25 protein-coding genes are annotated in these 24,658 nt (G+C 60.5%); 17 read left to right on the plus strand and 8 right to left on the minus strand.

The genetic code is table 11. From position 1 onward, the window contains the following. Positions 1-486: 486 nt before the first annotated feature. Positions 487-630, plus strand: a complete 144-nt coding sequence (locus FY112_RS37020; protein WP_168274397.1) for a hypothetical protein — start codon at positions 487-489, stop codon at positions 628-630. 157 nt (positions 631-787) lie between these two features. Beyond that, positions 788-1,201 carry a hypothetical protein gene (locus FY112_RS30880; RefSeq protein ID WP_131718353.1) on the plus strand — a complete coding sequence of 138 codons (414 nt, stop codon included), beginning with the start codon at positions 788-790 and terminating at the stop codon, positions 1,199-1,201. A gap of 18 nt (positions 1,202-1,219) precedes the next feature. Here the strand turns inward: FY112_RS30880 and FY112_RS37025 are convergent, their stop codons facing one another. Continuing rightward, positions 1,220-1,534: a hypothetical protein gene (locus FY112_RS37025; protein ID WP_181018306.1), complete on the minus strand. Its 315-nt coding sequence runs from the start codon at positions 1,532-1,534 to the stop codon at positions 1,220-1,222. 108 nt (positions 1,535-1,642) lie between these two features. Here FY112_RS37025 and FY112_RS30890 point away from each other — a divergent pair, with 108 nt between their 5' ends. Then, positions 1,643-2,362 carry a Crp/Fnr family transcriptional regulator gene (locus tag FY112_RS30890; RefSeq protein WP_151520056.1) on the plus strand — a complete coding sequence of 240 codons (720 nt, stop codon included), beginning with the start codon at positions 1,643-1,645 and terminating at the stop codon, positions 2,360-2,362. Between the two features lie 356 nt (positions 2,363-2,718). Here FY112_RS30890 and FY112_RS30895 read toward each other — a convergent pair whose 3' ends face one another. The 6 genes from FY112_RS30895 to FY112_RS30920 form a co-directional block, all read right to left on the minus strand. After that, entirely contained in the window at positions 2,719-3,213 is a 495-nt protein-coding gene (locus FY112_RS30895; protein ID WP_151520057.1) for a ferritin-like domain-containing protein, read from the minus strand. Between the two features lie 22 nt (positions 3,214-3,235). Further along, the gene (locus tag FY112_RS30900) at positions 3,236-4,150 is read right to left on the minus strand and encodes a PhnA-like protein (protein WP_151520058.1); all 915 of its coding nucleotides are present in this window, start codon (positions 4,148-4,150) and stop codon (positions 3,236-3,238) included. A gap of 103 nt (positions 4,151-4,253) precedes the next feature. After that, on the minus strand, positions 4,254-6,632 hold the full coding sequence (locus tag FY112_RS30905; protein ID WP_246700791.1) for a glycosyltransferase family 4 protein: 2,379 nt from the start codon (positions 6,630-6,632) through the stop codon (positions 4,254-4,256). Next, a complete protein-coding gene (locus FY112_RS30910) occupies positions 6,629-9,871 on the minus strand; it encodes a glycosyltransferase (protein ID WP_151520059.1) in 3,243 nt (1,080 codons plus the stop codon). Before FY112_RS30910 ends, FY112_RS30905 begins: the two co-directional genes overlap by 4 nt. Beyond that, positions 9,864-12,221, minus strand: a complete 2,358-nt coding sequence (gene glf, locus FY112_RS30915; protein WP_151520060.1) for a UDP-galactopyranose mutase — start codon at positions 12,219-12,221, stop codon at positions 9,864-9,866. The genes FY112_RS30910 and glf overlap by 8 nt, the downstream gene beginning before the upstream one ends. A gap of 62 nt (positions 12,222-12,283) precedes the next feature. Beyond that, the gene (locus FY112_RS30920) at positions 12,284-13,279 is read right to left on the minus strand and encodes a glycosyltransferase (protein ID WP_131718347.1); all 996 of its coding nucleotides are present in this window, start codon (positions 13,277-13,279) and stop codon (positions 12,284-12,286) included. 127 nt (positions 13,280-13,406) lie between these two features. Between FY112_RS30920 and FY112_RS30925 the strand changes: the two genes are divergently transcribed. Then, complete coding sequence (locus FY112_RS30925; protein WP_151520061.1) at positions 13,407-13,976, plus strand: hypothetical protein; 570 nt, start codon at positions 13,407-13,409, stop codon at positions 13,974-13,976. Here FY112_RS30925 and FY112_RS30930 read toward each other — a convergent pair. Next, entirely contained in the window at positions 13,932-14,285 is a 354-nt protein-coding gene (locus FY112_RS30930) for a MarR family transcriptional regulator (RefSeq protein ID WP_131718345.1), read from the minus strand. The two genes, FY112_RS30925 and FY112_RS30930, sit on opposite strands and share 45 nt — an antisense overlap. Before the next feature lie 91 nt (positions 14,286-14,376). Between FY112_RS30930 and FY112_RS30935 the strand changes: the two genes are divergently transcribed. From FY112_RS30935 to virB11, 13 genes are read left to right on the plus strand one after another with little or no spacing between them, the layout of a single operon-like run. Then, entirely contained in the window at positions 14,377-14,919 is a 543-nt protein-coding gene (locus FY112_RS30935; RefSeq protein ID WP_131718344.1) for a hypothetical protein, read from the plus strand. A 3-nt stretch (positions 14,920-14,922) separates the two neighbouring features. Continuing rightward, positions 14,923-15,585: a lytic transglycosylase domain-containing protein gene (locus tag FY112_RS30940; RefSeq protein WP_151520062.1), complete on the plus strand. Its 663-nt coding sequence runs from the start codon at positions 14,923-14,925 to the stop codon at positions 15,583-15,585. Continuing rightward, a complete protein-coding gene (locus tag FY112_RS30945; RefSeq protein ID WP_151520063.1) occupies positions 15,582-15,881 on the plus strand; it encodes a TrbC/VirB2 family protein in 300 nt (99 codons plus the stop codon). The genes FY112_RS30940 and FY112_RS30945 overlap by 4 nt, the downstream gene beginning before the upstream one ends. A 5-nt stretch (positions 15,882-15,886) precedes the next feature. Beyond that, positions 15,887-16,225: a type IV secretion system protein VirB3 gene (locus FY112_RS30950; protein ID WP_026158293.1), complete on the plus strand. Its 339-nt coding sequence runs from the start codon at positions 15,887-15,889 to the stop codon at positions 16,223-16,225. Then, positions 16,218-18,584 carry a VirB4 family type IV secretion system protein gene (locus FY112_RS30955; protein ID WP_151520064.1) on the plus strand — a complete coding sequence of 789 codons (2,367 nt, stop codon included), beginning with the start codon at positions 16,218-16,220 and terminating at the stop codon, positions 18,582-18,584. The genes FY112_RS30950 and FY112_RS30955 overlap by 8 nt, the downstream gene beginning before the upstream one ends. 14 nt (positions 18,585-18,598) lie before the next feature. Then, complete coding sequence (gene virB5 / locus FY112_RS30960; protein WP_246700802.1) at positions 18,599-19,282, plus strand: P-type DNA transfer protein VirB5; 684 nt, start codon at positions 18,599-18,601, stop codon at positions 19,280-19,282. After that, positions 19,279-19,512: an EexN family lipoprotein gene (locus tag FY112_RS30965; protein ID WP_151520066.1), complete on the plus strand. Its 234-nt coding sequence runs from the start codon at positions 19,279-19,281 to the stop codon at positions 19,510-19,512. The genes virB5 and FY112_RS30965 overlap by 4 nt, the downstream gene beginning before the upstream one ends. 3 nt (positions 19,513-19,515) lie before the next feature. Continuing rightward, on the plus strand, positions 19,516-20,436 hold the full coding sequence (locus FY112_RS30970) for a type IV secretion system protein (RefSeq protein WP_151520067.1): 921 nt from the start codon (positions 19,516-19,518) through the stop codon (positions 20,434-20,436). Positions 20,437-20,488: 52 nt separating this feature from the next. Beyond that, positions 20,489-20,773, plus strand: a complete 285-nt coding sequence (locus tag FY112_RS30975) for a hypothetical protein (protein WP_151520068.1) — start codon at positions 20,489-20,491, stop codon at positions 20,771-20,773. Position 20,774: 1 nt separating this feature from the next. Continuing rightward, positions 20,775-21,446: a virB8 family protein gene (locus FY112_RS30980; RefSeq protein ID WP_151520069.1), complete on the plus strand. Its 672-nt coding sequence runs from the start codon at positions 20,775-20,777 to the stop codon at positions 21,444-21,446. Then, positions 21,443-22,297 carry a P-type conjugative transfer protein VirB9 gene (gene virB9, locus FY112_RS30985; protein WP_151520070.1) on the plus strand — a complete coding sequence of 285 codons (855 nt, stop codon included), beginning with the start codon at positions 21,443-21,445 and terminating at the stop codon, positions 22,295-22,297. The genes FY112_RS30980 and virB9 overlap by 4 nt, the downstream gene beginning before the upstream one ends. Positions 22,298-22,305: 8 nt before the next feature. Beyond that, entirely contained in the window at positions 22,306-23,478 is a 1,173-nt protein-coding gene (virB10, locus tag FY112_RS30990) for a type IV secretion system protein VirB10 (RefSeq protein WP_151520071.1), read from the plus strand. 8 nt (positions 23,479-23,486) lie between these two features. Further along, a complete protein-coding gene (gene virB11 / locus FY112_RS30995; RefSeq protein WP_151520072.1) occupies positions 23,487-24,527 on the plus strand; it encodes a P-type DNA transfer ATPase VirB11 in 1,041 nt (346 codons plus the stop codon). Positions 24,528-24,658: the final 131 nt, after the last annotated feature.

Consider the following 24,658-nt stretch of genomic DNA (forward strand, 5'->3'; position numbering starts at 1 on the left):
CCCTGTCCCTTCCGAGGCCGCGCAGGGCTTCGAATGCCCGAGTAAGTGAAAGTGAAAGACCCAAGCGCAAAACAGCCACCGCCACATAAAGTCATACTTATGTGCAAGAAGTGTCCAAACTGTTTAAGTCTCTGTTAATTTATAAGTTTTCCGGGCAAATGCCGACTGTCGAATCCGTGTTTCCTGCGCAAATCGTATATGTCTGCGAGTTATGGATATCGCGAGTTGATAGAGAAGCCGTCTCACGCTGCTGGACTAGCAACGTCGACCGCCGCGCGGGTCTAGATATCGCCTTCATGAGATGACAGCCGGGCGGATCTTTGGTCTTCGTAAGTTGGGACGAACCCGCTAGCTTCTCCAGACGCGCGGCCTCGGCTCAGTAACCGTCGACGCTCTTGCCACCGCACAGCAAGCCTCGCATTCGATCGCGGCGGCTGGCTCTACGGCCGTCACGGGCTCTATGTTCTAGACACTGTGCATAAGACCATGGACAAGGACGGTGACGTAAAGCAGGAATGCGATGGCCGCCACTGCACGATCAAGGCAGATCGGGACGACGACCACGAGCTTTCCGCCTCGAACCGTGCCGCCACGCTCTTTCCGGTCCGCGTGCTCCTCTTGGCCAAATGAAGCCGCCCAGCGCGGCAAGACGTTCATGTTCTCAGACTAAGCGGAACTGGTTGGGAAGCTGGCGGAACGCTTGCTTGGCCGGGCTCCTTTGCTACAGGCTTGCCCTCCGGCGGCACAACCCCATCTTCACCCGTGAAGCAATGTTTGGAGGACACACATGCCACCTCGTAAGCCCGGTAAATCTGCTACGCTCGAAGCCACCGCTGCGAAGATCGCCAGTCCAGTACCGAAGGGCGTCGTGGATACTGCGACGGGACAGGTCGGCGTCCCTGTCCAGCCCGATTATGATCCTCGCGAAGAACTTGGCGCCCTCCGCAGGCAGCTTGAAACGTTACAGAAGCAGGTGTCGGATGCCGCCCAGACTATCAAGGGTGGCGCGCGTGAGGCTGCGAGGCAGACGCAAGCGACGGTGAAGTTGTATCCTGTTTCGACGATGATCGCGGTCGCAGCCGCCGTCGGGGCGATCGCCTTTGCTATAGGAGGCTCCCGTTCGGCGCCGCCGCGCTCGCGTTACGACCGCGCGCTCGACGAGATGCGCGATCTTTATGACAGGGTACGAGACCGGATCTAGGTCCTCGCGGGATTGCGCCTAGGGCGTTTCTCCGGCACGCTTGACTTGCAAGCGAGGGGAAAACGCATGCTCGAAATCATCATCAAGAATAGTCTCGACGTCGTCGATCGCGCCGAACGCCTGATCGACGCGGCGAGGCGACTGCTGGGAGCAGGACTCGACGAGGTCGAGGCCTATAGGCTTCACGTTGAAATCGAAAAGTTGAGGGACGTCGTCCTTGTGATGGACGAGGCTGCCCGGCTTCTGCGACGGACCGTCGAGCTTCGGCCAGAAATTGCCCGCTACTCGGTAGTGAATTCGACGGTCCACTGACCGTTGATCCCCTTCGGCCATTCCCTTGCGCCGGGAATTGCGTCAGGATGGGCGGCCATAGCCGAAGGCCATGTGACATGCCGAAATTCGAGCGGCTAGCGAGCGGTGCGTCATAACAGGGGTCGCAAGATGGAAGGTCAGCCGGGATGCGATAACGGATTGATTAAACTGCTTCCAGACGAAGAGCGCCGGTCTTTCACCGAGCGCCTTGAAAGGGTTTATCTACCTCAAGGTCATCAGATCGCGCAGGCGGGAAAGCCGCTGGAAACGGTCTATTTTTTGTCGTCTGGCATCGGTTCTGTTTTGGCTGTTTCGGATAGCGGCCTGAAAGCGGAGGCCGGCATGTTTGGCCGAGAAGGATTTGCGCCCACTGCGTCATCGGTGGGGGCAAATACCAACCCTTACGACATCGTGATCCAGGTTGAAGGATTTGCACATCGCCTTCCAGTCGGGCTGTTTCAGGAAATCGTTGCCGACAATGGAGTTTTTGCAGACCTGTTGTCCCGCTACCTCTATGTCTTTGCAGCGCAGGTGGCCTATACCGCCCTTGCAAATGCAGCATTCAAAATCGATCAACGTTTAGCGAGATGGCTCTTGATGTGCCACGATCGTCTTGTAACGGACAATATGCCCATCACGCACCAGTTTATTTCCTTGATGCTGGCCGTCCGACGGCCAAGCGTGACCACCGCCTTGCATATGTTGGAGGGAGAGGGGCTAATTCGGTCGGACCGTGGACGCGTTGTTCTCAGAGACCGACCGGGACTGGAGGAATATTCCGCGGGGTCCTATGGGCAGCCTGAACACGAGTACCGGGCGTTGCTGCAAGCGCGCTACGCGCAGCCCTAGAGTAACCCACTCCCACCATACGGCCCATCACCGCGCATGCATTGCAGCTTCAGCGACCGACGCTAAGGGCTGGTTTCCATTCGATCAAAGGGTGCCGAATCTCCGGGAGGATCAGGTCGTCCCCTGACGCCCTCTACGCATGAGCGGCAAAGCAGAGGGGGCTCCCATCATCGCGGTTGTGCGTGGCAAGGACTAAACGGTCGCCGTGCCGCCGCTGCACGTGGCCATATCTGGCGCCGGTTTCGAAGCAGATCCGTTGCTTTCCTTGCTGATATTCTCGGCGATATTTAACCCGACAGATTTTTGAGTGAGTCTGCTTCCTCAGGCGCGCGCCTATGCGGCGCGCGCGAGAGCTTTCATGCGGCAGCTGCATTGACCGCGGTTTCGGCGATTTCTGATAGTAGCTCGTCGGTCGACTCTTCTTCGTCGAGTGTCTGGCCGAGAAGCTCGGCAACCTCGTCCTGGCCGAGCGTCCTTGCCCAAGAAAGCATGGTGCCATAGCGGCTGATTTCGTAATGCTCAATCGCTTGGGCGCCGGCTAGAAGGCCGGGGTCAAGAGCGGGGGTTCCCTTAAACTCTTCCATCATCTCCTTCCCTTCCTCGATCATTCCGAGGATGGCACTACAGGTTTTCTGCTTTGCCGGCTGGCCAATCAGTTCAAAGATCTGCTCCAAACGTTTGACCTGGCCCTCGGTTTGCTCCCAATGGGTCTGGAAAGCCTGCTTGAGGTCAGGAGACCTGGCCGCTTCGGCCATTTTCGGCAAGGCGGTTAGGATCTGGTTTTCCGCAAAATAAATGTCCTTGAGGGTTTCGTAGAGGAGATCGCTGAGATTTTTCGGTTCGGTAGACATGATATTTCCTTTCCGGTGGTGATCAAAGCCGATTGGTGGAAGTGTGTTCTTCGACAAACAAAGCGGGCTTGGTGCCGGCCGTGCCGCCGAACCAGGCTGCGATTGCGCCAAGCGCGAGCGCGAGGAAACCCAGGAGCGCACCCCGTGACACGACTTTCGTCGCCGTCTGGGCTGCGGCCAACGCCTGCTGCTTCGCCCGTTCGACTGAGGCTTTGTAGCTGGCCTCGTATTCATCCACCTTCGCCCGTGCCTGATCGACTGGGATGTTCTGGGCCTTGGCCAGGGCGTCGGCGGCGCGTGTTTTGGCGTCGTCTATCTTCGACTGATCTCCGGTGGCAACCGCCGTCATGGCCGAGACCGCTGCAGTCTGCAGAGCCGCAGGATCGTTGCCTCCGCTAGCATTTCTGATCTGCTGTTCGATGGTGCCCATCGGGTCGGTTGCTGTGGCCAACGCCGGAGCGGCGGCGGTCGCAGCCGTTGCGACCGTCCGGCCAACTCCGCCGACGATACTCGACAGGCCGCTGAACGCACCGCCGACGAGCGAACCCACCGACGTTGTCAGAAGAAAGAGAACGACAAGCGTGGTCACGGCCCAGGTTGTGACCCCGTGATAGCCGCCCGTGGATTTGCTTGGTCTGCCGGAAAGCCTCGCGGCAACATAGGCACCGATGAAGGATGCGATGATGCCGGCGACGACGAACCAGATGCCGCCGACAATCGAGAAGGTGCTGGCCGCGGGATTGTCCGAGGTCGCCGGATCGAGGACAGCCGCACCAATGCCAACGCCGAGCAGATTTAGAAGGAGCTGTGTGGCAAGAGCGAGAACGACACCGGCAAACACGGCCCCCCATGCAATCTTGTTGAATGATGTCGTTAGGGAAGGATCGACAGTATGTGCGACATCGCCGGGTATTCGGTTGGTGACAAGTTTTGACATGGATTGAACCCCTTGAGTTCTCGAGTGCGTGGTGACGTCGTACTCACGGGTCGAGGAATTGTTCCCGCAGAGCCAATTTATCTCATGATGCGCAGCCGCTTGATCAGGACCGCTGTATCCTGCCAAGCGGTTGGCGCATCACGAGACGCTGGTCTGCGCGTAAGGTTAAATCTGCCGTCGCATTGTCATCGGGCGGCTCGCGACGGGATGCATTTTTGGCCGCCTTGATCGGTTGCGAAAGGCATCCGAGCCCCGCCGCTTGAATGGCGGTCGCAAGCGGTGCGTATGCCGTTCGTCCGGATGCCGTGACCTCGGTCGAAAGAACGCCATTTGCGCACTGGCGGCCATCGTCCCAACCTGGATGATCTACGATCGGATAGAGGCATAGTCCCTCCAGCGGAACGCCAGACTGCATCGCAAGGGAAGCTTGGCCAACGACATATTCGAACCAACTCGCGCGTCGCTCGTTCTCGATACCGGTCTCGGCGATGAGGATCGGCCTGCCGTATCGCGCGAAAGTCTCGCGCAAAATTTCATTGAGGGGCTTGTATAGCGCGTGCCCGATGTCGATCGGTGTGCCCCCATGAATCCACTGGTTGTTGAAGTAATAATTCACGCCGATGACGTCGAGATAGCGCTCGCTTCCCCCGATCTGTGGCCACAGCCGACCACCGATGAGATCCCACGCCTGGTATTGCGATTGGCGGTGACCTTCGGCAATACCTCTGTCTTCGGGCCGTGAGGGATGCGCGGTGACATTGATCACCGGCTCGCAGTGAACGAAGCGCGCCCGTTGGTCGACTGAACTGATTTCATCCATCGCGGCGATCGCGGCGCGCGCCAGCTGCACCTTCAGTTCGAAGCCGCGGCCATTGGCAAACGGATTGAGATAGCCCGCATCGCCTCCGCCCCAGGAGAAAAACGAGATCTCATTGACTGGGCAATAAAAGGGAACGCTGTCACACTCCTCGCGCACCAGCTTTGCGCAAGCGCGCGCGAACGCGGCGAAGCGATCGACAAAACGCGGCGACCAGATGTCGAGATCGTCCGGCCAGCCATAATGCAGCAGATCCCAGATGACCTGCGTGCCGGTCAGCGCGGCCGCCCGTATCATCGGTCGCACGCTCGACCAGTCATAGCCACCGGATTTCTCGATCAGGTGCCATCTAAAACCGTCGCGCACTGTGCGGATCCCCAGGCCTAGAAGTTGACGGTAGTCCTCTTCGGCGTAGCGATCGTGGCTGACGGCGGCAATCATGTCGAGACGGCGGCCCTTGGCCTCACCTTCCCGCGCCCGAAGCCGATGGGTTGAGCATTCGAAACCGCCCTGCAGAAAAGACCGGAACAGTCCGGTCGGACCGGCCGCCTTTCCCTTGCCGCAGACATCCGCCAGCAGCTGCTCCCACTGCGGCAAAACCGCCTCGACTGAATAGGTGGTCTCGACCTTCCGCCGTAATGCGGCGCCAAGTGCCTGCCGACGTCGCGTGTCCTGCAACAGAGCGATCATCTGTCCGGCCACGGCGGCGGCATCCCGATAAGGGACGAACAGACCAGATACGTGGTCGTCAATCTGCTGCTGCGCGCCGTTGTCGGGCGTTGCGATCACAGGGAGGGCTGCTGCACCGGCCTCTGCAATGACATGCGGCATGCCTTCGCCGCTTGAAAGCCAGGCGAAGATATCGAATGACGCCATGAGGGCAGGGATATCCTTTCGGTCGCCCAGAAACTGAAGCACACCGCCGAGCCCATGTTGGGCCGCCAAGGCCTTGAGTTTTATTGCATAGTCCGGCACGAAGGCGTCGGGTCCGCCAACGATCGCGAACCTCGCATGCTTGGCCGCGATGCTTACCAGAGCAGCGGCTTCGATGAAGTCCTCGACGTTCTTCTTGGGGTCGAGCCGGCCGACCCAGCCAATCAGAACCTCGTCCTCGGCAATCCCCAGAGCCCTACGGGTCGGCCCCCGCAGGACCGGATCGAACGCCGAGAGGTCGACCATCGAAGGAATCTCAAGCGCATCATGCTCGCGTCCCGGCATCCGCGATGCGGCGGCGTCGCGGATGGAACGGCAGACGCCGACGTAGCGTGTCGTCAAATGTTTGGGGCCGGCCAGTGCTTCAGAAACGAGCCCGCCATGCTCGATCAGCGGCGGGCGAAGATGCAGGCGCTCCAGCGCAGGATAGATATCCGCGACGTTCTGACAGGAGATGACGACGTCGTAGCTCGAGATTTTCCCGGCAAGGTAGCCGACGGTGTCGGTAAACGACAAGTCGTAGGGCGTAGTGTCGACGTCGATCCCGAGCGAGCGGAGCTGTACATGGGTCTGCTCGGGCATGCCGGGCTTTTTGAAGCAGGCCACGACGTCGATGCGGTAACGGCGGCGATCAAGGTGTTTGGCCAGCAGCCGCACTTCGGTCTCCTCCCCGCCGACGACCAGCCAGGCGAAGACGAAGAGGATGCGGATGGGCGTCGGTTCGAGGGTCATTCGCCAACCTTGAAGACGACTTGCAGGAACTCCGGTCGGTTCTCGACCAGATCGGCGAGGAAGGATGGTGCCTCGTCAATAGGGACGACGTGGGTGACCATGTGCTCACGGATCGGTGTTCCGTCCGAGGCAAGGAGGTCGACCGTCGCACGCGCAAGTCGGCGTCGATCCCAGAGAGGAGCGAGCCCGCGAGGAACGCGGTTGATTTGAGCGCACCGTATGTTCAGGCCATTGTGGTGGAATTCCTCGCCAAGCCGCAAGGCATCCGCCCCGTGCTGGTAGAAGGCAAGATCAATCACGGTACCCTGCGGCCGCAGAGCTTTGAGCGCTGTGTGCAGGCTGCCGGGATGAGCTCGTGTCTGAAACGCGAGATCGGCGCCGCGTCCCATCGTCCCGTCGTGCCAGCGTGCCTTGGCATGCTGCCAAGCCTGATCTTCCGTCATCGCGGTCAGCCCCATCGCCTCGGCCTTTTTCCGGCGAAAGTCGGACGGGTCGGTGATCACCACCTCGGAGGCGCCGAGCACGCGGGCAAAGAGCGCCGTCATCAGACCGACGGTGCCGGCTCCAAGAACGATCACCGGACGACCGGCAACACCCGCACCGAGTGCGGGGACATTCGCCCCGAACGTTTCCGCGTCGGCATGGAGGATCCCGTTGGCGGCGATCGGCCCCATCTGGGCGACGAAGATGCCGAGCAGGGGATCGAGCTCCGGGGGCATCTCGACCAGGAGATCGTGAAACGGGTCTGCCGTATGGCCGGTCTTATGACCATAGCTCGCCGCGAACACCGCGCCCTCGGAGAAACCATATGCACGGGACTGTGAAACGCGCGCGACCTCCATGTAGCCGAGGAATGGAACGGGATAATGCAGGTCGGGCTCGTTCTCGATAAAGACGCCGCGCGCGCCATCGAAGCGGGAACGGAAATAAGGATTGGTGTTCTTCAGGAAGGTCAGTTCGGTGCCCGCGGACAGACCAGTGAACAGCGTGTCAAGCCGCAAGTGGCCGTCGGCCGGTGGGCCTTCCTCATAGTCGAAGAAATAGGCACGGCCCGGCGCCTCGACGCCAAGCGAGCGTATCTTGCGATGGCCTGGTGGAAGCCCCTGCGGTGCCGGCGGCCGCGGTTGCCTCTGCAGCGGCGCTGGTTGATCCCGTCTTATCCCGGAAGGGTCGAGGCGCACGACCGAACCACTGCGGGCTGAGGACACCACGGCCAGGGCAAGGCGGTGGGTTGCTACAGCGTCGCCATAGGGGCACCGGATGCGGTTTTCACCACCGCGTATGGCATCGATAAAATCGCGGTCCTCGCGCCAGACCGGATCACCGTCGGCGGCGCGCACGGGGCGTCCTCGTCCTACATCGACCATGATCTCCCGGTCGGTCAGCTCGATCGCCAGCTTATCTGCAAAAACGTGCAGGCCGACCCGATGGCTCCAGCCGAGAAGACAGGTGGAAGCTATATTGGCGACCACGCCCGTTTCAAAGGTGAGGCTTGCCGTCGTCACCGTCGGTACGTCCAGGCCTGGAAATTCCGGTCTGTCCTTATAGCCGGCGCGCCCGTAGACCTCGGTGACGTCTCCGATGAGCCACCGGACGAGATCGAGGAGATGGGTTGCCTGTTCGACCATCTGACCGCCCGATTTGCCCTCTTTCCACCACCATTTCGGCGGGGGTGTCGAGTCGAGCCAGTAGCCTGACAGAAGCTGGGCGGGATTGTCCGCCAACAGGCTTTTGGCCTCGTCGACGATATCGAGATACCGCCAATGATAGCCGACAGCCGTTACGAGGTTGGCGTTGGCTACGCCCGCAGCGATGTCTTCGGCCTGCGCCAGGCCCAGCGACACCGGCTTTTCGACAAAAAACGGCATGTGGCGCTGGATGAGATCGCGCTCGGGCTCGCCATGGGCAAAAGGTGGAATGCAGATATAGACCGCATCAAGCTGTTGGCTATCGAGCATTTCGCGATGATGGCCAAATGATCTCGCCCCAAATCGCATCGCCGCCTCGTCGGCCCGGCCAAGATCGGGGTCGGCAAAAGCCACGAGTTCGACATCGTCGAAGCTCGCCAGAATGTCCAGGTGCCGGCGGGCGATACCGCCGACACCGATGAAGCCCAGCCGTGTTTTTTCCATGGAACTGTCCTTTTGTATTTGATGCTTCGGCTGGCTGAGGAACCGCTCGTAGACGGCCCCGGTTTCCGCAGCCATTCGAAAGACGGAAAAGTCCCGTTTGAAACGCTCAAGGCCGGCCAGGCCGCTTGCCACCAGACGATGAGGATTGGCGAGTGCGTGATTGATGACTGCGGCGATCGCCGCTGGATTGCCCGGCTCGGTGAAATAGGGATGACCATCACCTAGCGCCTCCACCGTCCCGCCAATGCGAGTTGCAATGACGGGCACGGCAAGCGACATGGCCTCCAGAACCGCCAGCGGAAGGCCCTCGAAATGCGATGTAAGAATGAAGAGATCAGCGATTGCCATGAGCTCGGCGACATCGGATCTGTGCCCCAGAAACTGGACGTGATCGCCCACGTCCAACTCCGTCACCAGGGCACTGACGCGCTCTTCTTCGGGGCCTGTCCCAACAAGAAGCAAGACAACGGAAGGATTGTCCTCCAAGACGGCCGGCAAGGCGCGCACCAGCGACGCCTGGTCTTTCTGCTCGGTGAAACGCGCGACCGTCAAGAGGACGGTCTTTCCGACAAGGCCGAGTTCCTGCGAAAAATCGGTGGCGGATCGCACGGGCACAAGCGGAAAAATGCCGTTTCGAACCACCGTCAAACGCGAGGGCGCGACCTGTGCCTCCCGGAAGCTTTGACGTGAGGCTTCGGAAACGACGATGATATGCGCCAATTTCTCGGTTTCGCGTCGATAACGCTCGATTTGTTCCGGGTCATTGAGAAGATATGGAAGGTGCTCGGTGCGTATGATTGGGATGGCGCGGGCATCGGCGGCCGCTGCCAGACCGTGCCCTTCCCATCCGATCCCTGCGTGGACGTGCAGGATATCGACGCTGGACCTCGACAACCACTCGTGAAACTCGCCGGTATCCTGGATCAGTTTGACCGCAAGCCCGCAGCGCGCGGCGCGCGCCAACAAGCCCGTTCGAGCCTCGGACATCACTGCGATGGTGACATTCCAGCGGTCACTCAAACCGCGGCCGAGCGCGAGCATGTGTTCGCCCATCCCGGAGGGATTGAAGCTGTCGGTTGCCAGAAGGACGTGGGCCTTCCTAATCATGCTGGACGCCGGCGAGGGCTCTGCTGGCTCCATGGCGATCCCGCAGGCGCCGGTATGTCGCCAGCGCCTGGGCGACGACCTGATCCATATTGTAGTACTTGTAGGTGCCAAGCCTCCCGACGAATGTGACGTCGTCGCGCGTACGCGCCAGGGTTTCGTATTGTTTGTAAAGCGCCTGGTTTTCCGGGCGCGGGATCGGATAGTAGGGCTCTCCCTCGGCGCTCGCATATTCATAGCTGATACTAGTCCTCGGATGGACCTGGCCGGTCAGGTGCTTGTATTCCGTGACGCGCGTATAGGCCACGTCCTCCGACGGGTAGTTTATGACGGCGACCGGCAACAGACGCCGCACATCATGCGTTTCGTGGGTGAACTTGAGACTGCGATAGGGCAGACGCCCAAAGCAGTGGCCGAAGTATTCGTCGATGGGACCCGTGAAGATGGTATGATCAGCCAGGCCCTCACGCCTGAGATCGGCGAAATCGGTGCCGACCATCACCGTGATATTGTCATGGTTCAGCATCCGTTCGAACATGCGGGTGTAGCCGCCAACCGGCATGGCCTGAAAGCGATCCAGGAAGTAGCGGTCATCGGTATTGGTCCGGGTCGGGATACGAGCCGTCACCGAGCGGTCAAGTTCGGACGGATCGAGCCCCCACTGCTTGCGAGTGTAGCCCTCGAAGAAGGTCCGATAGAGCTCCGCTCCAACCTGCGATATCACCACGTCGCGCGATGTCTTCACCGGATCGCAAGGCTCCGCACGGTCCGCCAAAAAACGCGCCGCCTCGGCGTCACTGGTCAGATCGATGTTGTAGAGCGCATTCAGTGTCGTGCGATTGATCGGGATCGGAAGGCGCAGATCGCCGACCTGGGCAAGCACCCGATGTTCGTAGGGCCGCCATGCCGCAAAGCGGGAAAGATAGGCAAAGACATCCTCGCTGTTGGTATGGAAGATGTGCGGGCCATATTTGTGAACCAGGATCGCCGCCTCATCATAGTGATCGTAGGTGTTGCCGCCGATATGGGGCCGTCTGTCGCAGACAAGGACCCTCTTGCCGCCGTCGGCAGCGAGCCGCTCGGCAAGAACCGACCCGGCAAATCCTGCGCCGACGATCAGATAGTCGTAGGTATCCGAAGGCGCCCTGCGCGAAGTTCCGACGCGAAATCGTTCGGGAAGGGTGGCCGAAACGATTTTTTGCGCTGCCGCCTGTTCGACAAGCGCGGACATTCTGCGAAAGGTACTATCCCATGACGATTGCGCCAGAACCCCGTCCACCACTTCCAACCACGCCGTGTCGGAGCGGGACAACAAGAGCGCGGCGTCGCAGGCTTCCGCGAAGGCCTCGGCGCCGTTTGCCAACAACACCCCCGGCACGTCGCCGTAACCTCGCACGACATCGACGATCTGGGTTCCAACCACCGGCCGGCCGGCGGCGAGATATTCGGGAGTCTTGGTGGGGCTGATGAAGCGCGTGGCCTCGTTCAGCGCGAACGGCATCAGCGCAGCCTGCCAACCCGAAAGATACGCGGGAAGATCGGCATAGGCCTTCTGTCCGAGATAATGGATATTCGCGCCATGGGGTAGATCATCCGGCGAAATCTTTACGATTGGGCCCAGGAACACGAAAGAAAGGTCAGGCCGGGCCAATGCGATACTGCCGACCAGGTCGAGGTCGAGCCTTTCGTCAATCACCCCATAGTATCCGAGACGAGGATGAGGAATACCCGCCTGGTCGGGTGGATCGGGCAAAGGGCATCGGGCGGCGCGGAAGTGATGCGTATCGACCCCCGACGGGAACGGATGGATATTGTCGTGTTGGTCCCGTCTTGCCTCATAGAGGCTGAGACCGCCGGTAAAAACGACATCGGCACAGGCCATCAGGGCCCGCTCTGAGGCGTTGAGATTGGCCGGCGCGAATTTGAAGTTCGCGAGTTCGTCCATGCAATCATAGACAACCGCGACGGCGTCGACATGCCGGGCAAAGCCAAACATCAGCGGTGTATAGAACCAAAGGATCGGACGTTTGGCGCCGTGGAGCCAAATCAGTTCGTCCAGCAGTCTGCCAAGAGCGGCTTCTCGATCGACCTCGTTCCACCAATGTGGGATCCGCGGACGGACCGCCTTGACGCTCGTTCCTTCGAAGGGATGAATCTCCAGATAGGCGAAATGGTGGTCGGTGGGGATGAATTCCTCGAAATAGAAGACCGACCGCTCGCGCGAAAACCGTTCCATCAGATGCTGCGGCCTCTGGAGCACAAAGTCCCATCTTAGATGCGAAAAACAAATGAGCGGCGCGTCATCCAACAAGCTATTGTCGGACAAGTGCGGGACGGAATTCAGCAGGTTCATGGAGCACCTCGCAATCACGATGACCCCGAACCGCGAATGGCGACGAATGTTCCCGTAAGGCGCTATCTGGCTGATCCGCCAAGGAAGGGCCTCAGTTTTCGCAGACTGTGCGGCCACGTCCAGTTGGCGAGCACCACATGGCGCGGGTTGAACGTCCCGAGCCGGCCCAGCATGTCGCAAATGCCTTCATGGAAGTTCTCGGGCGAGGCCACTCGACCCGTCTCCGGGGTGATAAATTGCAACCCGCAGCGCAGCTGGCTGTTGGCGAGGACGGGTATGCCCGCCAGCATGTATTCGGTCAGGATTGCCGGTGCCCCGTCATCGATGCCGCAAACCACGCCGATACGCGCTTGGTTCATCAGCCTGTTCACCTCCGCAAACGGCACGCCGGGTGGGTCGATGAAGTCGACATTGATGCCAAGTTCGCCGACCTCGCTTCGCAATGTGTCCATCATCTCGCCGTAGCCGCAGACGCAAAGGGCCCGCATCGAACGCGGAAGCTTGGCAAGCGCCTGAAACAGGATGTCGTGGCGCTTATAGGCTTGCGCGGCGGCAACGTAGATCACGTCGTAGGTCTTCGGCATGTCGATCGGCGTGAAGGTGAGTTCGGAGGCAAACTCGGGTCCGATCGGCATGATGATCGTCGGTATCGTCGGATGGCGCGACCGCACCGCCTCCGACTGCCCTTGCGATCCGGTGAGAATGAGGTCGAAGTGCCGGCCGACGTCAAAGGGAACTCGCAAGGCGGGTGCGTCGATCGAGTTGTAAATCTTGAAACTTCCGCGGCAAGCCAGCAACACGTCTTCACTCACACCGAGGCCCCAGACACAGAGGATCGACGGCGGCCCGAAGGCGGCAATGTGCCCGAGCATGTCGTTGGAAGAAAACGGCGCTTCAGACCCGTTTGCCTGAAATGCCCGGCGCATGAGGAGAGGGCTGGCGCCAGGCTGTTCAGTCGGCGGTGTCGGACCGCGCCAATGTGTCCATACTTCGGCGCAGTCCACAAGGCCGGCTTTGAGAACGGCAAGCGGCAGCCGTTCGATATAGCCGCCGATCACCTGAAGGCTTGGGCCCCGATCGGCGGGTTGAGGACGAGGTCCCCGGTTGCCGGCGAGCCACTGTTTGCGAAACCACGCCGGGGTCCGAGGCTCTACGTTTTCGCCATCGCCGTCCTGGAAGTCGCTGATGATGACTATTCGTCGTAGCGCTCTCGGCGCTGCTGGCAGTAATGGCATGGAGGTCCCGCGGCATCATGTCTGCAGCCCGAACCATGCGATCGCAAATAAGGTTCCAATTGTCGCATTGCTTCGCACCGCGCTCGAGCTGGAGCGGTCCAGGCATCTCATTGTCGTGGGCGATGGTTGCGGCTTTTCCTGCCGAGAGCAAATGCTCTTCTGTCGCTGCGGTTACGGCCGTCGTGTCCAACGGGTGCACAAGCAGATTGTCTTTAAAGCCCAGCGCGTCATTAGGAGGCTTCGTTGGCGAGTTTCCTCCGCGCCAGGCGGACGCGACAGGGATGGTGAACACAGCGATTTTGCGGTTTTTTGTTGTCGGCGAATGACAATCGAGCGCCAATGTGCCCGCACGCTCACCTTCACCCTGCATGTCATGACCCTGGCGTTGCGATGTCAACCAATTCTCGCGGCTGCAGGCATTGCGGTGATTTCTGACCAACCGACAGGCAACCAAAATAATCACTTAAAACCGCTATCATCCGGCTGCGAAAGAACTCAGTTTCTCCAGAAGCGCTTCTGAAATCTCGAACTGACGGGCCGTTCCACGTCCCATCGAATTCTTGACGATCGTCTCGTCCAGCATCCCCCGTTTGACCAGGAGATCGACCGTCTCTTTGACGCCGCTGCGAGTTAGTGCAGTAATTTCCATGATGCTGGAGAGGGTTAACTTCTGATGCGCCTGGTTCATGCTGTACAGCACCGTCATCATGCCGACCTGCTTCAGCCGTGCCTGAGGCGTCTCGTCTTCGAGTGGATGATCGAGGATTTCGTGCAGGATGAGACCTGAGAAAGCCAGATTACGCCATTGGGTTGTGAGTGCTCTTGTCATGCTCTTTTACTGTGTTATATAAATCAGTATAAACGCCTTTACGGGCAAGCCACCTCTTTCGCAATGGGATGTCCTCTGGAGGGTCGTACTCATGAAAAACCTTCTGCTCAACTCGGTCGTCGCGGCCTGCTGCATATTGCCACCCTACCTTACTTCACCTGGCCAGGCGCACGCAAATGAATGGGGCTGCGAGGTTATCCTGTGCCTTTCCAACCCAGGAGGTGCGACGCAGTTCGCGGCATGCCGGCCGCCGATCCAGAAGCTGTGGCGAGAGCTCGCCGAGGGACATTCGTTCCCGGCATGCAGCGGCGTCGGCTTTACCAGTTCGCGCCCCGGCTATGAGCCTTATTACTGCGAAACGGGTTACCGGCTGGAAACCGATTATGGTCCTCGCGGACAGGAAACTACCTGCGTGTCGACGTCCCTCCAGCCGGTGAGCAATGCATACTGCCCCAGTGTTTTTGGAGATGATCACAAATTCAACAAGGATTTGGTGCGGTCGCCACGCTGGCAGCGGGAGGAAGGGCGCCGCCAGTGCATGGGCTATTCGACGGCTCGCCCGAACGTACGCCCGCAACCCCACTATGTCGACGTCACCATCGACGGCACGGCAACGCAGCGGGTCTGGTACTGAACGATGGCCGTCACTTTCGTGGATCTCGCGCAGAACTGCGCACCCATGGTGGAGATCAGAACGCTTGCCGCGGTCATCAGTCTCGAGAGCGGCTTCAAGCCCTTCGCCATTCGTATCAACAGCGGCCCGCCGCTTGAGCGCCAGCCCGCGTCGAAAGCGGAAGCCATTGAGCTCGCGATCTCGCTTGCCGCTGATCATCAGGACACCCAGATCGGCCTTGGCGGTATCGGCATGGAAGAGTTGCGCAAGCTGAAGCTTTCGATTTCGGATGCGTTCGATCCCTGCCTGAACCTGAAGGCCACGGCTACTCTGCTCAACAGCTATTATCGCCTCGCATTGCATGCCGGCGCCGATACCACGCAGGCCGAGAAGGTCATGCTCCAATCCTATTATGGCCGGAACGACCCGTCGGTCGGCCAGATGGTGAGATATGACGAGCAGGTCCGCAAGGAAATGGTCCGCCTGTCTTCCAACCTGGCCTCTGTCGCCATCGGCGAACCGCGCGAAGAAATCCCTCCTGATGAATCGGCAGACAGGCGGCAGGCGTCGGTAATCAAAGAATCCATTCCGCAGCCCAATGAAGCCGCATCGTGGGACGTCTTCAACGCCCGGCGGCAGACTCAGGTTCTCGTGTTTCAGAATGAACGATTGGAGCAAAGCCAATGATCTCAACAGCAACCCTTCGCCCTGTCGCGGCTCCCGCGTTGATGGCAGTCGCCATTGTCGCCTGCCTGGCAGAACCGGCTTTTGCCCAGGCAGCCGGCGTCGAAACGGTCCTGCAGAACATCGTCGACATGCTGACCGGCAATATCGCCCGGCTGCTTGCCGTCATCGCCGTCATCATCATCTGCATCGCCTGGATGTTCGGCTACATGGATCTGCGCCGCGCCGGCTTCTGGATCATCGGCATCGGCGGGATTTTCGGCGCGACGGAACTCGTCAATACGATCGTCGGAGGCTGATGACCATGCCGACAGCTGCCGCCATCGAGGAAGACACCCTGTTCCTTGCCTGCACCCGCCCGGCGATGATCGCCGGTGTGACGATGGAGGCGATGGGCGTCAACGTCATGCTGACGACGATCCTTTACATCACCGCTGGATCGATCGCCTACGCACTGGTCGGCGTCGTCTTTCATTTCATATTCCGGACGCTCGTCAAGCATGACCATAACATGTTCCGGATCCTGATCTCGTGGATCGACACCCGCGGCCGGTCACGCAACACCGCCTATTGGGGCGGCGCCACGCTCTCGCCGCTGACGCTCATCCGGCACTATGACGAAAGGGATCTGAGCCTTGCCTAGCATCGCAACGCTTCGCTCACGCGAACTCGGCCCCGAAACCTTCATTCCGCACGTCCGCCATGTCGACGAGACAACGATCGCGCTGAAGTCCAGGGCGCTGATGGTGATGCTCGCGCTCGATGGCGTATCCTTCGAAACCGCCGATGTCCTGGACCTGAACAGCCTCCACCGCGACCTCAATACGCTCTACCGCAACATTGCCGACGAGCGGCTGGCGCTGTGGACACATGTCATTCGCCGTCGCGACAACGCCTATCCGGACGGAGAGTTCGCCAATCCATTCTCACAGGGGCTGAACGCAAAATACCGCGAACGCATGATCGATGAGGATCTGTTTCGAAATGATCTCTACCTCTCGCTCGTCTGGCATCCGGGCCGGGATACCGCCGAAAAAGCCGCCAATCTTGTTTCGCGCCTGCGCAGGGCAGGCCGCGCCGGCGTCGAAGTCGACGAGGATGGCCTGAAGCACCTGAAGGACAAGGTATCCGACGTCACCGCGGGCCTGAAGCGCTTCGAGCCTCGAGTGCTCTCCCTTTACGAGCAGGACGGCATCCTCTTTTCGGAACCGAGCGAGGTGCTGCATCAGGTCGTTGGCGGCCGGCGGGAGCGCGTCCCGTTGACGGAGGGCAGGATATCTTCGGCGATCTATTCGGATCGGGTGATCGTTGGGCGGGAAACCATCGAGATCCGTCATGAGGCCGACAGCCGCTATGCCGGCATCTTCGGGTTCAAGGAATATCCGGCGACGACCCGCGGCGGCATACTCGACGGCATCCTGACGGCCCCCTTCGAGCTCATCCTGACGCAGTCTTTCGCCTTTGTCTCGAAAGCCGACGCGCGCACGATCATGGGGCGCAAACAGAACCAGATGGTGAGCGCCGGCGACAAGGCGGCCTCGCAGATCGAAGAGCTCGGCGAAGCCATGGACGATTTGGAGTCGAACCGCTTCGTACTTGGCGAGCACCATCTGGCGCTGTCGGTGCTTGCGCCTTCGGTGAAGGAGCTTAGCGACCACATGGCCAAAGCACGGGCATACCTTACCAACGGCGGTGCGGTAGTCGCCCGCGAGGATCTCGGGCTCGAGGCGGCATGGTGGGGGCAGTTGCCGGGCAATTTCCGATTCCGGGCAAGATCCGGCGCCATTACCTCCCGGAATTTTGCAGCACTCTCTCCCTATCATTCCTATCCGACCGGCAGAAAGGACGGAAATGAATGGGGACCGGCCGTCGCCATGCTGAAGACCGCCTCCGGCTCGCCCTTCTATTTCAATTTTCATCATAGCGACCTTGGCAACACCTTCGTCTGCGGACCGTCGGGCGCCGGCAAGACGGTGCTCTTGAACTTCATGCTCTCCCAGCTCGAAAAACACGATCCCCACATGGTCTTCTTCGACAAGGATCGCGGCGCCGACCTGTTCGTCCGGGCTGCGGGCGGCACCTACCTGCCGCTTCGCAACGGTGTTGCCACCGGCTGCGCGCCGCTAAAGGCACTCGACCTCACGCCGGAAAACAAAGTGTTCCTCACAGGCTGGGTTGGCAGGCTGGCGGGAGCGGCGACGCGGGAACTGACCGTCACCGAGCTGCGCGACATCGCCTCGGCCGTCGACGGTCTGGCGGACCTTCCTGTCGAGCGCCGCTCCATTGGCGCCTTGCGCACCTTCCTCAACAACACCGATCCCGAGGGCATCGCCTCGCGGCTGAGGCGGTGGGAAAGGGGAGGTCCGCTCGGCTGGGTGTTCGACAACGAGACCGACGACATCGGCATCGGTGCCAAGTTCATCGGCTACGACATGACCGACTTCCTCGACAACGAGGAAATTCGCGCTCCGCTGATGGCCTACCTGTTCTTCCGCATCGAGCAGCTGATCGACGGGCGGCGCATCATCATCGTCATCGACGAGTTCTGGAAGGCCCTGCAGGACGAGGGCTTTCGCGATCTCGCCCAGAACAAGCTGAAGACGATCCGCAAACAGAATGGGCTGATGTTGTTTGCGACCCAAAGCCCGCGCGATGCGATCATCTCGCCGATCGCCCATACGATCATCGAGCAGTGCCCGACGCAGATCTTCCTACCGAATCCTCGCGGCGATCATGCCGATTACGTCGACGGTTTCAAACTGACGGAGCGCGAGTTCGAGCTTCTCTCCCGCGAGCTTCCGGTCGAAAGCCGCCGCTTCATCGTCAAACAGGGGCACAACAGCGTCGTTGCCGAACTGAACCTCAGGGGTTTCGACGACGAGCTCGAGATTCTCTCCGGCCGCACCGCCAGCGTCGAACTCGCCGAGGCGATTCGGAAGGAGGTCGGCGATCGGCTCGAAGACTGGCTACCGGTGTTTCAGCAAAGAAGGAGAACGGATTGATGGAAAGGGTCAGAATGGGATTTTCTCTGGCAATGATAGCTGGGCTGTTGCCGGTTGGAGCGGCATTCGCACAGGGCATTCCGGTCATCGATGAGACAGCGATCGCCAAGCAGATCGAAAGCATCACTCAGCTGAAATCGCAGCTCGACACGCTCAATCAACAGCTTCAGCAGGCCCAGCAGCTTTACGCATCGCTGAACAAGGTCACCAACATGGCCGATGTCGCCGGTCTGCTGAACGACCCTTCGATCCGCAAGGCGTTGCCGCAGGACTTCAACGCCATCGAAGGGCTGCTGAAAGGCTCGGGCACCGGCGTCTTCGGCACCTCCGCCTCGAAATTCCTCGAGAATAATTCCACCTATCGCACCGATGCCAATGACTTTTATGACCAGGAACTGGCGCGCGCCCAGAACCGCAATGCCGGCCAGATGAGCCTCGGCCAGCAGATCTACGATGCCGCCACCAAGCGCATCGACGGCATCGATCAGCTGCGCCGGCAGATCGCCAGTGCCGCGGATGCCAAGGATATCGCCGATCTTCAGGCACGCCTGCAGGCCGAAACCGCCTTCCTGCAGACCGACGTGCTGCGCATGCAGGCTCTCCAGATGGTCCAGCAGGCTGAGGTTCAGGTCGACGACCAGCGCAAGGCCGAGGATTGGCGCAAGCGCCTCGATGCCATGGGAGAGGCGCTCAAATGAAACATCTCCTGCTTGGCATCGTCATGCTCACCCTTTCTGGCTGCTTCGGCGACGAAGACAGGATCCACACTGTCGACGAGCTGATGGATGATCAGGTCCTGCTGGCGAAGATCACGAGTGAATGCCGCAACAACCCCGGCGTCTTGCGTCAGACGCCCAATTGTCAAAACGCCGCGGCGGCGGACTGGAAGTTGCGGCTTGAACGCATGAACAGGGCGCTTGGAGGCTGAGCGATGTACCAGGTCTTCAGCTTCGTCGACGGCCAGTTCAAGGCGCCGCTGGAAAATTTCATCTCGTCGGGCACGTCGAACATCGCCAGCTGGATCGGCGGCCCGCTCACCGCGGCGCTGACGCTCTATGTCGTGCTCTATGGTTACCTTGTCCTGCGGGGCTCGGTGCCGGAGCCCATTCTCGAATTCGCGTTCCGGGCGATGAAGCTTGCCATCATCGTCATGCTGGTGCGCAACGCCAGCGAATATCAGACCTACATCACCGACATCTTCTTCGAGACGCTGCCGCGCGAGATCTCGCAGGCGCTGAACTCCGGGACGGCGCCCAGCGCTTCCACCTTCGACAGCCTGCTCGACAAGGGCCAGAAATGTGCTCAGGAAATCTGGGCGCGCGCCACCTGGCCCGCCGACATTGTCAACGGCATCGGCGGGATGATGGCGATCGGCGCGAGCTTCACCGTGGCGGCGATCGGCTATATCGTCTCGCTCTATGCCCGGCTGGCGCTCGCCATCGTGCTGGCAATCGGCCCGATCTTCGTCGCGCTTGCAATGTTTCAGTCCACCCGTCGTTTCACCGAATCCTGGATCGGTCAGCTCGCCAATTTTGTCATTCTCCAGATCCTGGTCGTCGCCATCGGTTCACTGCTGATCAGCTGCATCGACACGACCTTCACGGCAATCGAAAGCTACACGGATGTCATGATGCGTCCGGTCGCCCTTTGCGCCATCTGCCTTGCCGCGCTTTACGTCTTCTACCAGTTGCCCGGCATTGCCTCAGCGCTTGCGGCGGGCGGCGCGTCTTTGACCTACGGCTATGGTGCCAGCCGAGACGCCCATGAAAGCACGCTCGCCTGGGCCGCCTCGCATGGCACCAGAGCGGTTGGGCGAGGCGCCCGGTTCGTCAGCCGCCGGCTCAGATCCTGAGGGGCCGGATGAAGATTTCTCCACGACAAATGTTTCAGAGGTTTGCATTTCAATGATCCGCATTATCGTCTCGCTCCTGCTTGCCATGGAGCTCACTGGTTGCGCTTCGAGGTCCCACCCTTTGCCCAAATGCGATGGCTATTCGCGCCGGCCGCTCAACCGCGCCATGTGGCAGTGGGAGGACAACACGCCCGCCAATCAAAGCGGCAATGACGCGGTCCCGGCGACAGCCACTGGCCAGGAGTCTTCCCATAGTGAAGAGCCGCTGACGGAGGAACCTGCCGCCTTCGCGCATTTCGACGTCGTTGGTTCCTATCGCTCATGCCAGGAGGGGTGAGATGGTGAGTGAGGATAGTCTGAAGAGCTATTTCGACAAGGCGCGTCGCTTCGATCAGGATCGGCTTCTCCAGGTGGAGCGGTCGGCGCGCATCGCCTGGTTCATCGCGATCGCCGCAAGTGTGCTTGCCGCCACCTCGATTGTCGCCGTTGCCGGCCTCACGCCCTTGAAGACGGTCGAGCCGTTCGTGGTTCGGGTCGACAATTCCACCGGCATCGTCGACGTCGTCTCGGCGCTGACGTCGACGGCCGGCAGCTATGACGAGGCGGTGACCAAGTATTTTGCGGCCAAATATGTGCGTGCCCGGGAAGCCTATGTCTGGAGCGAGGCCGAGGAGAATTTTCGCACCGTCGCCCTGCTCTCGACCCAGCCGGAACAGACGCGTTTTGCGGCAATCTACCGAGGCGGCAATCCGGACTCTCCGCAGAATATCTATGGCCGCAGCGCGATGTCACGCATCAACGTCGTCTCGATCTCGCTGATCAACGCCAATGTCGTATCGGTGCGCTATACCAGGACCGTCACCCGCGGTGACGACATCAGGACCACCCATTGGGTGGCGACGCTCACCTTCTCTTATGTCAACGCGCCGATGTCCTCGACCGACCGGCTGACCAATCCGCTTGGTTTTGCCGTCAGCGAGTATCGCGCCGATCCGGAGGCCATCAATTGAAGCAGAGTGTCCTGATCGCCCTCCTTCTTGCCGGCCTCTCCACGACAGCGTCAGCGCTCGACATTCCGCGCGGCGCATCGCAGGATAGCCGCATCCGTTTTGTCGAATACCAGCCTTACAACATCACCAAGATCGTCGGCACCTTACGGTCCTCGGTGCAGATCGAGTTTGCCGCCGACGAGGAGATTGCCCACGTGGCGCTTGGCAACAGCGTCGCATGGGAAGTGGCGCCGGCCGGCAATATCCTGTTCCTGAAGCCCCGCGAAAACCAGCCGGTGACCAACATCTCGGTCGTCACAACCCGGCGGGACGGATCGACACGCAGCTACCAGATGGAGCTGACGGTTCGGGACGGCAGCGTCGAGGCCGGGCAGAACACCTACTTCTATGTGAAGTATCGCTATCCCGCCGACGAGGCCGAACGCCGAAGGCTCGATGCCGCTGCTCGTGCGCAGGCGGCTCAGGCCGGCGAAGCGGACAAAGTCCTTGCGCTTCACGAAGCCTATGGTCCACGCAACTGGCGCTATTCGGCGCAAGGGACCGCGTCACTTGAACCGCAGGCAGTCTACGACAACGGGAAAGTCACCACCTTCGCCTTTGCCGGCAACCAGGAAATGCCGGCGATCTACATGGAAAATTCCGACGGCAGCGAGAGCCTGTTACCGAAGTCCGTCGAGAACAACCTGGTGCTGGTGCACGCGATCAGCCGCAAGTTCATCCTGCGCAGGGCAGGCGACGTGCTGTGCGTCTTCAACGAGGCCTATGATCGGATCGGCATCAATCCCGACACCAATACGACCTCACCCTCGGTGGAGCGTATTGTGAAGACGCAGGCAGCGAGTGGACCATAGGAGGCGTCATGGCCGAGGAAGACAGCACCCAAATTCCTGGTGAGCGCGCGGAAACGTCGACGGGCCGGAGCCTCGAGACCAATCCGACGGTGAGACGTGGCGTCGTGGCGCTGGCTATCATCGCCTTCGTCGGATTTGCGCTCTGGTCGATGCGCGGGCAGGACAAGCCCGCCGACGGGGTCCGGCCCGAACACGTCGTTATTCGTCAGACATCGGATTTCGAGCCGGCGAAGGAACCGGTCCAACCCGTCACCCCGCCGCCGGAAACAATCCTGCCGACGCCCGGAATGCCCGAGCAGGACGGCGAGGATGAGAAGCTTCTCGACGCTGCCCGCCGCGCGCCGGTCATCGCCTACAGCGGTGAAAAATCGCGCCAGCCTGATGCTCGAGACCAGGATGCCAGTGCCGATTCTGCGTCGAATTACGTTCCGCTCGCAAACAGGCCGGGCGGGCTCAGCGCCGAGGCGGAAAACGAGGACCAGCGCTTCAATCGCATGCTGGCGCCGACACAGCTGCAGGGCTCGCGTGCAGGAACCATTGGAAATCGCGACTTCGTTATCGCCATTGGGACCTCCATTCCATGCGTCCTGGAGACGGCGCTGTCCTCCGACCAACCCGGCTTCACGAGCTGTGTCATCAACCGCGATGTCCTCTCGGACAACGGCCGCGTCGTGCTGATGGAGAAAGGCACGCAGGTCGTCGGCGAATATCGCGGCGGCCTTCGCCGTGGCCAGAAACGCCTGTTTGTGCTCTGGAACCGGGCAAAGACACCGAACGGGGTGATCATCACCCTTGCGTCGCCGGCAACCGATGCCCTTGGACGTGCCGGTGTCGACGGCTACGTCGATACCCATTGGTGGGAGCGTTTCGGCAGCGCGATCCTCTTGTCGATCGTCGGCGACGCGACCTCCTACGCCAACAGCCAGCTACAGGATAGCGATGTCGAGGCAGACAACACGACGAGCGCCGGAAAGCAGGCTGCGACCATCGCCGTCGAGCAGTCGATCAACATTCCGCCGACCCTGTTGAAGCATCAAGGAGAGCTGGTTTCGATCTTCGTGGCGCGTGATCTCGATTTCTCGAGCGTCTATCGGCTGCGCGTGACGGAGCCGCGCAATCGCATCTACGATCGGGCGGTTCTTGGCGACTTCAGTCCAGCCTCGACCCTGATCACGAAATAGGGCCGCTCATGACAGAGGGAGCCGACTCCGGCGTCGTGCGCGAGCTGCTGGTACCGCTGTCGCCCTTCCTGCGCGACGAGTCGCTCTACGAGATCATCATCAACTGGCCGACCCAGGTCGTCACCGAGGGAACGGCCGGTTGGCAAACCCACGATCTGCCGGAGATGTCGTTTGACAAGCTGATGCGTCTGGCAAGGGCCGTCGCCAGCTATTCCAATCAGTCGATCGACGAAACCCGGCCCATCCTTTCGGCAACGCTGCCGGGCGACGAGCGCATCCAGATCGTCATCCCGCCCGCCACGACAAAGGGAACCGTCAGCATCACCATCAGAAAGCCGTCGTCGGTGTCGCTGAGCCTGAACGATCTTGATCAAGGGGGCTTGTTCGCCGAGGTGGCGAGAGAAGACGCGGACGTCTCTCTAGTCGACCGTAGGCTCCTCGAATTCTATCGAACAGGATCATACCAGGCTTTTCTTCGAGAAGCGGTCCATGCGCGCAAGAACATCATCATCTCCGGGGCGACGGGCTCCGGCAAAACGACGCTTTCAAAAGCGTTGATCCGCCATATTCCTTCGAGCGAGCGCATCATCTCCATCGAAGACACGCCCGAGCTCGTCATTCCGCAACCGAACCATGTCCGCCTCTTCTATTCCAAGGGCGGCCAAGGGCTGGCGAAGGTCGGGGCAAAGGATCTGCTTGAATCCTGCCTGCGTATGCGGCCGGATCGCATTCTTCTGCAGGAGCTGCGCGACGGCACTGCGTTCTACTACATTCGCAATGTGAACTCAGGTCATCCGGGTTCGATCACCACCGTGCATGCCGACTCAGCCAGGCTTGCATTCGAACAGCTGACACTGCTGGTGAAGGAATCGGACGGCGGGCGAGATCTGGAGCGAAACGACATACGCGAGATGCTGAAGATCGCGATCGACGTCATCGTCCAGTGCAAACGCATCGATGGTCGGTTTCGGGTGACCGAAATCTACTATCGGGCCGCTGCCGGAAGCAGGATCGTAGATCTTCCTCGCAGCGATCGCCACGGTGGCTAACGGCCTGAGTCCCTTACGCCATTACTCACGAGGTGAAGGGCCGGGCGCATCGCAGGTCTGCATCAAACGCAGTCAGCTTTGAGACGCGACCTTCGTTGATTCAGGCAGGCGGACCCCACACGAGCCAAGTG

Origin of the sequence: Rhizobium sp. PEPV16, assembly GCF_008919455.1 — a bacterium.
GTDB classification, from domain to species: Bacteria; Pseudomonadota; Alphaproteobacteria; order Rhizobiales; family Rhizobiaceae; genus Rhizobium; species Rhizobium leguminosarum_Q.